Raw genomic sequence first — 12942 nt, 5'->3', positions numbered from 1 at the left:
TTAATAAAATGAGCACAGAAATAAAACAAAAGCATTGTCTGATGATTTTTTAGATAACCTTCTATCTGTAAAATATATGTAATGAAAACAACAAGAAACATTCTGATTTTAAGTTTTATATTAAATTTTTGTCTTCTAAAAGCACAAGAATTAGTATCTCCCAACGAGAAAATTAAAATAGAATTAAAAACGGTAAAAGACAGAATTGATAAGGTTTATTTTAAAATAAGCTATAAAAATAAAGAAACCTATACCGAAGTTTTACCAGAATCCCATCTTGGAATTCTGCAGGATAAAGAGCGTTTTGACAGTTTGGTTTTTATTGGAGAATCCAAAATTGTCGAGATCCACGATGATTATCAAATGATTTGCGGAAAGCGTTCCCATTGTGAGAATTTTGGAAGAGAAAAGAAGTTTCATTTTAAAAATAAAAACAATCAGGAATTGGATATTGTTTTTAGAGCTTATAATAACGGAGCTGCCTTTCAATATGTATTTCCTAATTCGTCTGAAAAGAAGATTAACATAACAGAAGAAGCTACAACTTATGTTATTCCGGATGGAACCTCACGATGGATACAGCCTTTCGAGCCTTCTTATGAAGGATTTTATCCTCAAAGTAAAACAGGATTAAGCGACGAAAAAAACAACAATAATTGGGGTTTTCCTGCACTTTACAATGTAAATAAAACACTACTTTGGGTACTTATTTCTGAGGCAGGAATTACAGAAAACCATTGTGCTTCCATGTTGAATAATAGCAATAGGTTATCAGAGTATAAGGTAACGTATCCTGCTAAAAGAGATAATTTTCAGCAAAGCGGAGTTATAACGAAATTACCCTGGAGTTCTCCGTGGCATATCTTTGCGATTGGAAATTTATCAGATATCGCAGAATCCAATTTAGTTACAGATGTTAGTGAACCCAACAAATTAAAAGATACAAATTGGATAAAACCGGGAACCGTTTCATGGATTTATTGGGCGAACAATCATGGTTCAAAAGATTATCAGAAAGTTGTGGAATATATTGATTTAGCGGTAGAAATGAAATGGCCTTATGTATTAATTGACTGGGAATGGGATGTCATGGCTAACGGAGGGAATCTGGAAGCAGCATCTAAATACGCTAAAAGCAAAGGAATCAAACCGCTTATTTGGTACAACTCTGGGACCAGCTGGCTCGAACCAACTCCTGTAGACCGATTACTGACTGCGGATAAACGAAAAAAGGAATTTGAATGGCTGAATAAAATTGGAATTTATGGAATAAAAGTTGACTTTTTTGCCGGAGACCAACAGGATATGATGCAATATTATATTGACATTTTAAAAGATGCTGCAAAATATAAGTTATTAGTTAATTTTCACGGCGCAACGGTGCCGCGCGGCTGGGCGAGAACCTATCCAAACTTAATGACTACAGAGGCCGTTTATGGTGCTGAATGGTATAATAATAATGGAGTTTTAACCAATAAAGCAGCAGCTCATAATACGACACTTCCGTTTACACGAAATGTAGTAGGTTCTATGGATTACACGCCGGTAACGTTTTCTGATAGTCAGAATCCTCATATTACTACTTATGGGCATGAACTGGCTTTGGCTGTCGTTTTTGAATCGGGTTTACAGCATTTTGCAGACCGTCCTTCGTCTTATTATAATCTGCCTGCAGCGCCAAAAGAGTTTCTTAAAAGTTTCCCTTCCAGTTGGGACGATACTAAACTGATAGATGGTTATCCGGGAGAAAAAGTAATTATAGCCAGAAAGAAAAAAGATGTTTGGTACATAGCAGGATTAAATGGAAAAGATACTGCTGAGACTTTAAATGTTGCTTTCGATTTCCTAAATGATAAAGAGTATACTTTGGAACTGATTACAGACGGAAAGGATGATAAATCTTTTACAGTTAAAACACTTCAAATCAAAAAAGGGCAAAAAATTACAGTGGATTGTCTGCCAAGAGGAGGATTTGCCGGTTTGATCCAAATAGCAAAATAAAATACCAATTAAATCGTACAGAATAAACTCAAATTGGAAGAATTTCACAAGTAAATCTCTAATCAACAGAAAACTATAATCGTTATTAAAAAAAGTTCATTACTTTTAAAGTGTATAAATTACACATAAAAACCACTTATAATGAAAAAGACTAACTTACTAGCCATGATGATGGGGGCATTTTTCCTGTCAGTTGTATCTACCGCACAAACCAAACCATTTCAAAAAGAAGAATTTAAACAATGGGCGCAGACTCCTCCAATGGGCTGGAACAGCTGGGATTGTTACGGTCCTACAGTTGAAGAACACGAAGTAAAAGCCAACGCCGATTATATGGCAAAAGAGCTGAAGAAGTTTGGCTGGGAATATGTCGTAGTCGATATCCGATGGTTTGTCGAAAATGACAAAGCAGGAGGATACAATCAAACAGATCCTCGTTATGTAATCGATCAGTACGGAAGATATCTTCCGGCAGTTAACCGATTTCCTTCAGCGAAAGACGGACAAGGTTTTAAGCCTTTAGCCGATTATATTCATAAAAAAGGATTGAAATTTGGAATTCATATTATGCGTGGTATTCCCAAAAAAGCGGTTGAGGAAAAAATGCCGATTAAAGGTGCAAACGGAATTACAGCTGATCAGGTTTATTCAACAGCATTGCAATGCGAATGGTTGAGAGACAATTATACCGTTGCAGCGGATAAACCGGGTGCACAGGAATATTATAATTCTATTTTCGAATTGTATGCACAATGGGGAGTAGATTTTATTAAAATTGATGATTTATCAAGACCCTATCACGAAGGAGAAATCAACTTAATTCGAAATGCGATTGACCATTGCGGACGCAAAATTGTATTAAGTACTTCGCCAGGAGAAACACCAATTTCGGCAGCATCACACGTAACGACGCACGCCAATATGTGGCGTATGGTGGATGATGTTTGGGATACTTGGCCGCATATGACACATTTAATGGATGTAGCGCAAAAATGGTATCCATACATTGCGCCGGGAACATGGCCGGACTGCGATATGATTCCTTTAGGACGTATTTCGATTAGAGGAGAACGCGGCGAAGACCGAATGACCCGTTTAACAAAAGACGAACAATATACTTTAATTACATTTTTCAACATCTTCAAATCACCATTGTTTTTTGGCGGTGATTTACCAAGTAATGATGCCTTTACTTTATCATTGTTAACGAATAAAAATGTCGTGAAAATGCATAATGAAAGCACTGCGGTAAAACAGCTTTTCCAAAAAGACGGAAAAATTGCAGTAACTTCAAAAAATGCGAAAGACGGAAGTGTTTATTTGGCACTATTCAATATTTCAGATAAAGACTCTCAGAAAGTATCCGTAAATCTTTCAGATCTTGCAATTTCCGGTTCAGCAGAAGTTTTAAATATGTGGACAGGTGAAAAATCTAAAGTAACTTCCAAAGAAATAGGAGCAGATTTAAAACCGCATAGTTCAGTTCTGTATCAATTAAAAAGCAAAAAATAATGAAAAGTTTTTTGCTTAATTCCAATTTAAAACTGATTTTGCTTTTTACTATTGTTTTTGGAATGTCTGGATTTACAATCAAAACAAAAGATGAAAATCCAGGAAAGGTATATTTATTTGCGTATTCTACTTTAAAAAATAATGGGAAAAACGGACTTCATTTTGCATGGAGTACAGATCAGAAAAATTGGTTTGCCATTGGTCCGGAATTCAGTTTTCTAAAATCAGATTTTGGAAGCTGGGGACCAATGGGTAAAAGTATGTCTGAAGCTTTTTTAGTTCAAGATAATGCTGGAGTTTTTCACTGTTTCTGGAGTGTTAGAGATAATGTTTTTGCGCATTCAGAAAGTAAGGATTTGGTCAATTGGGGAAGACAGAATTATATTCAGGGAATGAAAAATTTTGTTGGAAAAAACCAAGATAAATCGGTTATTCTAAATGTTCAGGTTAGTCAGAAAGAGGCACAATACATAGTTCACTTTAGCGAAAGCGGAAAAAATTATTATACTGCTACAAAAGACTTTCAAAATTTTACACCTGCTGCAATTGATGCTAATACTTCTGCATTAAATTTAAGAAGTGAGATTCAACTGCAAGGAGAGGTTTTACAAGGAACATTGCATAAAGTAGACTGGAGTTTAGTAGACAACATGATTAAAAATATGGAGTCGGTTAAGTTTAGAGATAAACAGAATAATACTTCTCCAAAAAGTGACAGTCTGCTGTTTTTGGGTTTAAAACCAATTAAAGCAGAAATTAAAATAAACGGTCAGGAATCCAAAAAAATCAGCAATATGCTAACGGGTGTTTTCTTTGAAGACATCAATTATGCAGCAGATGGCGGTTTATATGGAGAACTGATTCAGAATCGTGATTTCGAATATTCGGTTCAGGATAAAAAAGGAAGCGATCCAAAATGGAATGCTTCAATGGCCTGGAGCGGTGATTTTAAAATTGAAAACGAGAATCCAATTCATGCTAACAATCCGAATTATGCCATAATTAAAAACGGAAATATCACGAATTCAGGTTTTGACGGAATTGCGCTTAAAGCGAATGAAAAATACGATTTTAGTGTTTTTGCCAAAGGAACAAAAGCGGTTGCTCGCCTGAAATCGGCAAGCGGAGAAACTTTAGCGGAAGCGGCATTCACACCTTCAAACACTTGGAAGAAACTGAATCTGGTTTTAAAACCGACAAAAACGGTTAATGATGCTCATTTAGAAATTAGTACCAATGGAGAAATGGCTGTTGATATGGTTTCGCTTTTTCCACAGAAAACATTTAAAAATCGTAAAAACGGATTACGTTTGGATCTTGCTGAAGCAATTGCAGATATGCATCCAAAATTTGTTCGTTTTCCGGGAGGATGTGTGGCGCACGGAGACGGATTGCATAATATTTACAAATGGAAAAATACGATTGGACCGCTGGAAAGTCGAGTAGGATCGCGAAATATTTGGGGTTATCATCAGTCAATGGGATTGGGGTATTTTGAATATTTTCAGTTTTGTGAAGATTTAGGAGCCGAGCCAGTTCCGGTTTTGGCGGCAGGAGTTCCGTGTCAAAATTCATCTGATGGAGGTTCCGGACAGCAATTCGGAATTCCGATGGAAGATATGGACGAATATGTTCAGGATGTTTTGGATTTAATTGAATACGCTAACGGAAGTGTCAACACCGTTTGGGGTAAAAAACGTGCTGAGGCGGGACATCCAAAACCTTTCAATTTAAAATATGTCGGGATTGGAAATGAAGACTTAATCAGTGATGTTTTTGAAGAACGTTACCGAATGATAGTAAAAGCGGTACAGCAAAAATATCCAGAGATTATGATTATTGGTACAGTCGGACCATTTTTTGAAGGAACAGATTATAGAGAAGGCTGGAAAATTGCTGATGATTTGAAACTGCCTCTTGTAGACGAACATTATTATCAATCTCCGGGATGGTTTATTAATAATCATGATTTTTATGATAGTTACGATCGTTCAAAGTCTAAAGTCTATCTTGGAGAATATGCATCCTGGGGGAATAAGTTTTATAACGCTTTGGCCGAGGCATTGTATCTTACAGGCGTTGAACGAAATGGAGATGTGGTTGCAATGGCTTCTTATGCGCCGTTGTTGGCGAGAGAAAAACATACGCAATGGAATCCGGATTTGATTTATTTTAATGGAAATGAAGTAAAACCGACAGTAAATTATTTCGTTCAAAAACTGTACGGTCAGAATCCGGGGGATATTTATATCGAGAGAAGTATAAAAGTTTCAGATAATAATGATGTAAATAAACGCATTGGAGTATCTGTAGTTAAAGAAAGCACTTCAGGAGATTTGATTGTCAAATTGGTTAATGTACTTCCAGTTGCGGTTCTGCCATCAATCGAGACAGCTAATTTGACTACAAGCGAAAACGCGAGTTACACGGTATTAGCTGGAAATCCAGAAAAAACAGATGCCAGACCAGTAACTCAAAATATCACAGTTAAAGAAGCATTTTTGAAAGAATTACCGCCCTATTCTTTTACTGTTATCCGTATTAAAACCAAAAAATAAACTGTTGTATTATTTTCGAAAATAGAACAGCATTAAACTTATTACAAAATGAAAAAATTAAAATTTAGTCTTGTATTCTTGTTATTGATTTCAACTTTTTTACAAGCGCAAGATAAAGCACAAGGAGTGCCGCCTACAATTGCAGAGAAAGATTTAACCGCCTATTTATTCGTTTATTTTATTGGAAATAAGGTAGAAGAAGAAGCGGTTAATTATGCTGTAAGTCAGGACGGTTATCATTATTACAGTTTAAATGGAAACAAACCGGTTATAGATAGTAAAGCAATCAGTTCAACTGGAGGTGTTCGCGATCCGCATATATTGCGAGGAGAAGATGGCAAAACATTTTATATGGTTTTGACCGACATGACTTCTTCAAAAGGCTGGGACAGTAACCGTGCTATGGTTCTGTTAAAAAGTACCGATTTAGTAAATTGGAAAAGCAGTATTGTAAATATCCAGACTACATTTCCAGGAAACGAAAACTTAAAAAGAGTTTGGGCGCCTCAGACTATTTATGATGCGAAAGCTGGAAAATACATGATTTATTTTAGCATGCAGCATGCCGGTGGTCCTGATAAAATTTATTATGCTTACGCCAATAAAGATTTTACAGCTTTAGAAAGTGAACCGAAATTATTGTTTGTTCCAAAATCAGGAAATGCTTGCATAGATGGTGATATTATCGAAAAAAATGGAGAATATCATCTTTTCTATAAAACAGAAACCAATACGCCAGGAATCAAAGTCGCAGTTACAAAAGATTTGACTTCCGGAAACTGGATTGAAAATGACAATTATCTGCAACAAACAAAAGATGGAGTAGAAGGTTCGAGTGTTTTCAAACTGAATAATTCAGATGAATATATTTTGATGTATGATGTTTACACCAAAGGAAGATATCAATTCACAAAAACGAAAGACCTGGAAAATTTCAGTGTAATTGACAACGATATTTCAATGGATTTTAATCCGCGTCACGGAACTATTCTTCCAATAACTCGATCTGAATTAAAAAGAATTACAGATAAATGGGGAACGCCTGAAAAGTTTCCAAAAGTAAATCATAACCCAGTTTTAGAAGGGTATTATGCCGATCCTGAAATTCTGTATTCAAACAAAACAAAGAAATATTATATCTATCCAACAAGCGACGGATTCGATGGCTGGTCTGGTTATTATTTTAAAACATTTTCTTCAGATAATTTAACAGACTGGAAAGACGAAGGTGTTATTCTGGATCTTAAAAAAGAGGTGCCCTGGGGAAACAGAAATGCGTGGGCGCCTTGTATTGTAGAGAAAAAGATAAAAGGAAAATATAAATACTTCTATTATTTCACTGCTGCTCAAAAAGTAGGCGTTGCAGTTTCAGATAATCCGACAGGGCCTTTTAAAGACAGCGGAAAAGCTATTGTAGCCCAAAGACCGGAAGGAATAAAAGACGGACAGGAAATTGATCCGGATGTATTTACAGATCCTAAAACAGGAAAAAGTTACTTGTACTGGGGAAATATGTATATGGCTGTAGCCGAATTAAATCCAGATATGGTTTCGCTAAAACCAAATACCCAAAAAATTATAGCGGTTAATAATTCTTTCCGTGAAGGAACTTATGTGATTTACAGAAACGGAAAATATTATTTCTTTTGGAGTGAAGACGATACCAGAAGTCCGAAATATAAAGTGAGATACGGAATTTCAAATTCACCAACAGGCCCATTGGAAATCCCGGAAAATAATATCGTAATTCAGGGAAAACCAGACGAAGGAATTTATGCGACAGGACATAATTCGGTATTACAGATTCCAAACAAAGACGAATGGTACATTGTATATCACAGATTCTCTTATCCAACGGGAATAAAAATGGGTGATGCAGGAGGTTTTCATCGTGAAGTCTGCATCGATAAATTAGAGTTTAATCCGGACGGAACCATAAAACCGGTAGTTCCTACTCATGAAGGAATCAGCAGTTTAAAATAATTTTGTTTTTGTTTCATTTAAGAAGCCATTTTCGTAACAGGAAATGGCTTTTTTAGTTATATAAAATCCTGCTGATTCCTTAAGAAAAGGAAACATCTGCCTTTATTTTATAATTTTTGACTGTTTTGTGTTATTGTGTGTTTCAGAAATTTCTTTTGTATTCAATTTTGAAAAAATAAGTGTAGGTAAAATCATGATATGGATTATTTCGTGGTAAGTAAAAAATGATAATTAGAATGAATTACAACCTTTGGTTATATTCTATAAGCTGATTTGTAAGAAAAAAAACGTGATTATGCGTAATATTGTGAAAGGATGTGCTGTTGAACTTAGCAGCATTTTCAAAACATATTTTTAAGCCTCAAACAAATTCAAAGAAAGCCGCCCAGGGACTTTCCTGAATTAGATTTTTAATTATTTAGTATTATGTTCATTTCACTTACACATGACCAGGTGCGGTTTTGCTACGGGTCAAATCAATGGCAGTATCATTTTAACGAAGTTGTTAAATTAGGTCTGCTCAAAAAAAAGAAATCCTGTCTTTTTGAAAACAGTGCATTTATTGCCGTTACTGCATCAGCTTATTATTGCATGATTTTTACCAGCCTGATGGAACTCTATTATGTAATTCCCACTTTATTATGCTACAGTTTTCTACTTATCTTAAGGTTTCACAACCAGGAAGAATTTGAATATTTCGTCTTTGTAAAAGATATTTACAGAAAGCAGATTAAAGTAAAAATTAATGCTTTGGACCGTCCGGCTATTGGCAGGCAAATCGACCAGTATTCACGTTTTGAATTTTACCGGATTTTAGAAACGGCACGTCATTAACATTAAGATGAATCAATTATTTAGCAAAATTTCCAATTATGATTTAGCCTTTATAATTGTTGCCCTTGTATACGGCTTTATTATTATAATTAGAAAAAAATAAAAAATCAAGTTTCGTCTACCTACCATTGAAACAGAAATTAAATTATCCAATTAAACAAACATAGCTGAAATACCTAAGTTTAATGGCTGTTCAGCTATACATGCCTCCCCAAATCAAACTTATGGCCACTTCAATTAAAAATAAAATAAAAAGCATTAGAGAGTTAAAAAATTACACTCAGGAATATATGGCAGATCAACTCGGTGTAACCCAGGCTGGTTACAGTAAAATAGAAAAAGGAAAAACTATTTTATCTTATGTTAAATTAGTAGAAATTGCCAAAATTTTAGAAGTTAGTGTAGAAGACATTATCAGTTTTGACAGTCAGCGTTATTTCAACAGTTTCAATACCGTCAAAGGCAATCATAATACAGGCAGTATCTTAATCAATTCCAGTAATGATGAAGCCTTAAAAGAATTGTATGAAGATAAAATCAAACTGCTTGAAAAGCTTTTAAGTAAAACAGAAGAAGAGCTTAACCGATACAAACGAAAGTTTGGTCAGATGTAAAGCATAAAAATCAATTTAGTTAAAGTAAAAAAAGACGGATCTTAAAATCCGTCTTTTTTTATATGTAAATCTGATAAATATATAAAGATCAGTTTTTTAGTAATAATAAAAAATTAAGTTATTGATTGTTAGTGTTTTAAAAATTATTACATTTACATATTCTTATTATAAAAAGGAATTTTATTTTCTGCATCAAAGCATCTCTTTTTTCCTTTTTAGTTACCTGCCTTAAACATGTAAATACACAAAAATACGATTCTCCCTGTTTAAAGGGATCCTTCACAGAACTTTTGAATTTTCAGGAGTGATGCTGTGGGGTTTGTATTCATTTTTTATTTCTCTTATAATTTAAATTGTTAACGCTAATAATTCAATCTTATGAAGAATAAAATACTCTCCATGTTTTTATTATTAAACAGTTACACTGAATTTTCCCAGGCAGGTTTAGGTGCGCCAGTGCTTAATTCCTCTGCTCAATTAGAAGTAGCGGCTGCCGATAGAGAGGTACTGATTCCCCGGATGAATTCAACCGGTCCAACAGATACGTTAACCATTACAGGTGGTTAACATATAACAGACAATGTCTTAAAATGACATTTTAAAAACGTTTAATAGCTAAAAATATCGCACTCCAAACGGAAATTTGCACTTTCAAACCCCGCTTACAAAAACAATTAAACATTAGATTCTAAGAATTAAAATTAATAAAGATGAACTTAAAACCAGCAAAGAGGTCATTATTTATTCTTATAATTTTTATTATAAGTTTTTTAGGCCATGCACAAGTTGGAGTTGGAACACTGACTCCTGCTAATTCGGCACAATTGGATGTAACTGCTGTAAATAAAGGTGTACTGATTCCCAGAATAAATTTAACGGGTTCAACAGATACATCAACCATCACATCAGGAAATGTGAATAGTTTACTGGTATTCAATACAGCGACAATTTCCGATATAAAGCCGGGGTATTACTACTGGCTTAATAATAAATGGAATAGAATTCTTATTTCAGATGATGTTACTTCCAGCTCTGCAAATGTGGTTTATAATCCAGCAACTCAAACATTCAGTTATATTGATGCAAATGGAAATATGCAGTTAATTTATTTCAGCACCATTGTTAAAGCAAATGAAACTGTGACAGCTCTTGTTAATAATTCAGGTGGATCTTATACTTACATCAATGAAGCGGGAACAGCTGTAAATATTGATATTGTGGGAGATGTGACTACTAATTTTAGTACAATTGCAAATAATCCAGCTGTAACCAACATTCTTCAGCAGATCGTTGTTAAGACAAAAGGAATTGTCACTTATAATTCTGTTACAAATCAATTCAGTTATGTTGATGCTTCAGGAAACACAAAGGTTATTGATCTAAGTTCAGTCGTCAAAGCAAACGAGACCGTAACCACTCTTGTTAATAATTCAGGGGGATCTTACACTTACACCAATGAAGCAGGAACAGCGGCAAATATTGATATTGTTGGAGATGTGACTACTAATTTTAATACAATCGCCAATAATCCAGCTGTAACCGACATTCTACAGGATATTGTAATTAAAACAAAAGGGATTGTCAATTATAATTCTGTTACAAATGAATTTAGTTATGTTGACACTTCAGGAAATATACAGGTTATTAATATAAGTACAATAGTCAAAGCAAATGAAACGGTTACCAATATGGTTCAGGCTCCGGCTACTGGCGTAATTACCTATACCAATGAAGCGGGAACTGCTCAGACAGCCAATGTAACAAGCACAGATGCAGGAAATATCCTGACTGCTGGAACTGATGGAGGTTCTTTATTGTCGTCTGCATCGCTTGCAAATGCAACTTCTGTATCAAATGCTTCAACAGGGAACACTTCAACCATTACAGTAAACGGAAAAACCAGCGCAGGAGCACCCATTATCAACAGTAATACTTTAACTGTTACAAATGGAAATTTAGTGTCAACTGTAAACGGCGTAGCAGCAACAGCGGTAGTTCCAGTTTTAATTTCGGCAGATAATGGGGTAACAGCAGCTAACGGCAATGTTCAATTAGGCGGCAGTTTAATAACACCAACTACCATTACTACAGATGACACCAATACTCTGGCTCTTAAAGGTTTGCAGCAGGGAAATCCTAACGGTGAATTACTTACGGTTGATTCTGCTACGGATGTCATCAGAAAAATAAGTATCAACGAGTTGACAGGGGTTATAAAAGAGGAACTGATTGCGGTTAATGGACAGAAGGTTTTTGCTACTCCACAGCCTATTACCTCTTTAGATAAAGTACAGGTTTTTAGAAATGGAATCGAAATAAATTTTACCGCAACCCCGGGAACTTCCCAATTAACATTACAACTGTATGCTGATACTAATGGAGGATGTCTGGAAGGCGATGAAATAAAAATTTACCAATGGAAGTAAAAATAAACTAGCATTAAAATAAAAAATAATTTTTAACCAATATAGAAATATGGAAAAGGAAATGAAGTAGAAAAAAACAGAAGAACAGTTAGGATATGTTTTTAGAATATTCGTAATAAAAAACAATAATCATAAATCGTAGACAAATTAGTAAAATGGAAAATAACAAACAAATATCAATCATGAAAAACAAGACAATTAAAAAAGGTATGTTCGTGTTAGCGGCAGTTTTAGGGATCAGCCTAAGTGCACAGGCACAACAAGTAACGGGCGATGTTACAAAACAAGCGGCTGTAGCTGCACCGGGAGCAACATCATCACTAAGCGGCTCTGTTAGGGTAATTGACAACAAGGGTACCGTTAAATATCTGCAGGTACAAAATGGTATTACCCAAATTACAAACTCTAATGCTGCCGGCAATATTGTTACGACGTGGCAATTGGGAGGTACATTAACTAATGATACCTATATTGATGCAACAGGAAAAGTATTTGCTTTAGATGGAATTAAATTAGCCCCTAACACATTAGCTGCCTCTACTAATGCTACGGACGGATCTACACATACTACAGCAACCGGTACAGGTTATACTTTTTTGGTACGTGATGAAACTACAGGAGAAACATTAAAATTGATGCCGTCTCAATTGGTTGGAACCGGTGTAACAGTAGTGGCTGTTACCACTGCTGCTACGGATGTAACCTATACTGATGCCGCCTTTTTACCTAATGATGTGAGTAAAGTATCGGTATATCGCAATGGTGCTAAATTATTGGCTGGTACAGACTATACATTAGCAGCCGGAACATTAACAGTTAAAGGTGCAGGTGGTACAGATCCGGAAGATTATTCTCTGGCTACAGCTGACAAGATTGAAGTTCAGTGGATTAACTAATTAAGTGCCCAAAAGCAATAATCAGGTTAGTATTCAATCACTTTTATCTCCCTGCATACTGTAATGCAAGGGAGGTAAAAGTGATTATAAAAAATACGAATATGCTGATATTCTATTA

At 35.1% G+C, this 12942-nt stretch carries 9 protein-coding genes; all 9 read left to right on the top strand.

Annotation, left to right across the window (positions count from 1 at the left end; translation table 11 throughout):
* Window positions 1-81 precede the first annotated feature (81 nt).
* The 9 genes from ACODST_RS10185 (at window position 82) to ACODST_RS10145 (ending at window position 12824) form a co-directional block, all read left to right on the top strand.
* On the top strand, window positions 82-2001 hold the full coding sequence (locus ACODST_RS10185; RefSeq protein WP_488932009.1) for a glycoside hydrolase family 97 protein: 1920 nt from the start codon (window positions 82-84) through the stop codon (window positions 1999-2001).
* A 141-nt stretch (window positions 2002-2142) separates the two neighbouring features.
* Window positions 2143-3513, top strand: coding sequence for a glycoside hydrolase family 27 protein (locus ACODST_RS10180; RefSeq protein WP_488932008.1), 1371 nt, complete (start codon window positions 2143-2145; stop codon window positions 3511-3513).
* Complete coding sequence (locus ACODST_RS10175; RefSeq protein WP_488932007.1) at window positions 3513-6071, top strand: alpha-L-arabinofuranosidase C-terminal domain-containing protein; 2559 nt, start codon at window positions 3513-3515, stop codon at window positions 6069-6071. The genes ACODST_RS10180 and ACODST_RS10175 overlap by 1 nt, the downstream gene beginning before the upstream one ends.
* Window positions 6072-6119: 48 nt before the next feature.
* Window positions 6120-8054 (top strand): glycoside hydrolase family 43 protein, encoded by a 1935-nt coding sequence (locus ACODST_RS10170; protein ID WP_488932006.1) that lies wholly within the window; start codon window positions 6120-6122, stop codon window positions 8052-8054.
* Between the two features lie 426 nt (window positions 8055-8480).
* Window positions 8481-8888: a hypothetical protein gene (locus tag ACODST_RS10165; protein WP_488932005.1), complete on the top strand. Its 408-nt coding sequence runs from the start codon at window positions 8481-8483 to the stop codon at window positions 8886-8888.
* Between the two features lie 185 nt (window positions 8889-9073).
* Entirely contained in the window at window positions 9074-9502 is a 429-nt protein-coding gene (locus ACODST_RS10160; RefSeq protein ID WP_488932004.1) for a helix-turn-helix transcriptional regulator, read from the top strand.
* Between the two features lie 378 nt (window positions 9503-9880).
* The gene (locus tag ACODST_RS10155; protein WP_488932003.1) at window positions 9881-10069 is read left to right on the top strand and encodes a hypothetical protein; all 189 of its coding nucleotides are present in this window, start codon (window positions 9881-9883) and stop codon (window positions 10067-10069) included.
* 143 nt (window positions 10070-10212) lie between these two features.
* Window positions 10213-11928, top strand: coding sequence for an autotransporter outer membrane beta-barrel domain-containing protein (locus ACODST_RS10150; RefSeq protein WP_488932002.1), 1716 nt, complete (start codon window positions 10213-10215; stop codon window positions 11926-11928).
* A gap of 182 nt (window positions 11929-12110) precedes the next feature.
* The gene (locus ACODST_RS10145; RefSeq protein ID WP_488932001.1) at window positions 12111-12824 is read left to right on the top strand and encodes a hypothetical protein; all 714 of its coding nucleotides are present in this window, start codon (window positions 12111-12113) and stop codon (window positions 12822-12824) included.
* Window positions 12825-12942: the final 118 nt, after the last annotated feature.

The sequence above is a fragment of the Flavobacterium sp. FG19 genome (genome assembly GCF_057809475.1).
The sequence above is the reverse complement of the archived record's forward strand: the minus strand, read 5'-3'. Positions and strand labels throughout refer to the sequence as shown.

What these genes read in the sequence shown, in the direction of transcription:
- ACODST_RS10185 (WP_488932009.1), top strand. Translation starts at nt 82, where the DNA reads ATGAAAACAACAAGAAACATTCTGATTTTAAGTTTTATATTAAATTTT.
- ACODST_RS10180 (WP_488932008.1), top strand. Translation starts at nt 2,143, where the DNA reads ATGAAAAAGACTAACTTACTAGCCATGATGATGGGGGCATTTTTCCTG.
- ACODST_RS10175 (WP_488932007.1), top strand. Translation starts at nt 3,513, where the DNA reads ATGAAAAGTTTTTTGCTTAATTCCAATTTAAAACTGATTTTGCTTTTT.
- ACODST_RS10170 (WP_488932006.1), top strand. Translation starts at nt 6,120, where the DNA reads ATGAAAAAATTAAAATTTAGTCTTGTATTCTTGTTATTGATTTCAACT.
- ACODST_RS10165 (WP_488932005.1), top strand. Translation starts at nt 8,481, where the DNA reads ATGTTCATTTCACTTACACATGACCAGGTGCGGTTTTGCTACGGGTCA.
- ACODST_RS10160 (WP_488932004.1), top strand. Translation starts at nt 9,074, where the DNA reads ATGGCTGTTCAGCTATACATGCCTCCCCAAATCAAACTTATGGCCACT.
- ACODST_RS10155 (WP_488932003.1), top strand. Translation starts at nt 9,881, where the DNA reads ATGAAGAATAAAATACTCTCCATGTTTTTATTATTAAACAGTTACACT.
- ACODST_RS10150 (WP_488932002.1), top strand. Translation starts at nt 10,213, where the DNA reads ATGAACTTAAAACCAGCAAAGAGGTCATTATTTATTCTTATAATTTTT.
- ACODST_RS10145 (WP_488932001.1), top strand. Translation starts at nt 12,111, where the DNA reads ATGAAAAACAAGACAATTAAAAAAGGTATGTTCGTGTTAGCGGCAGTT.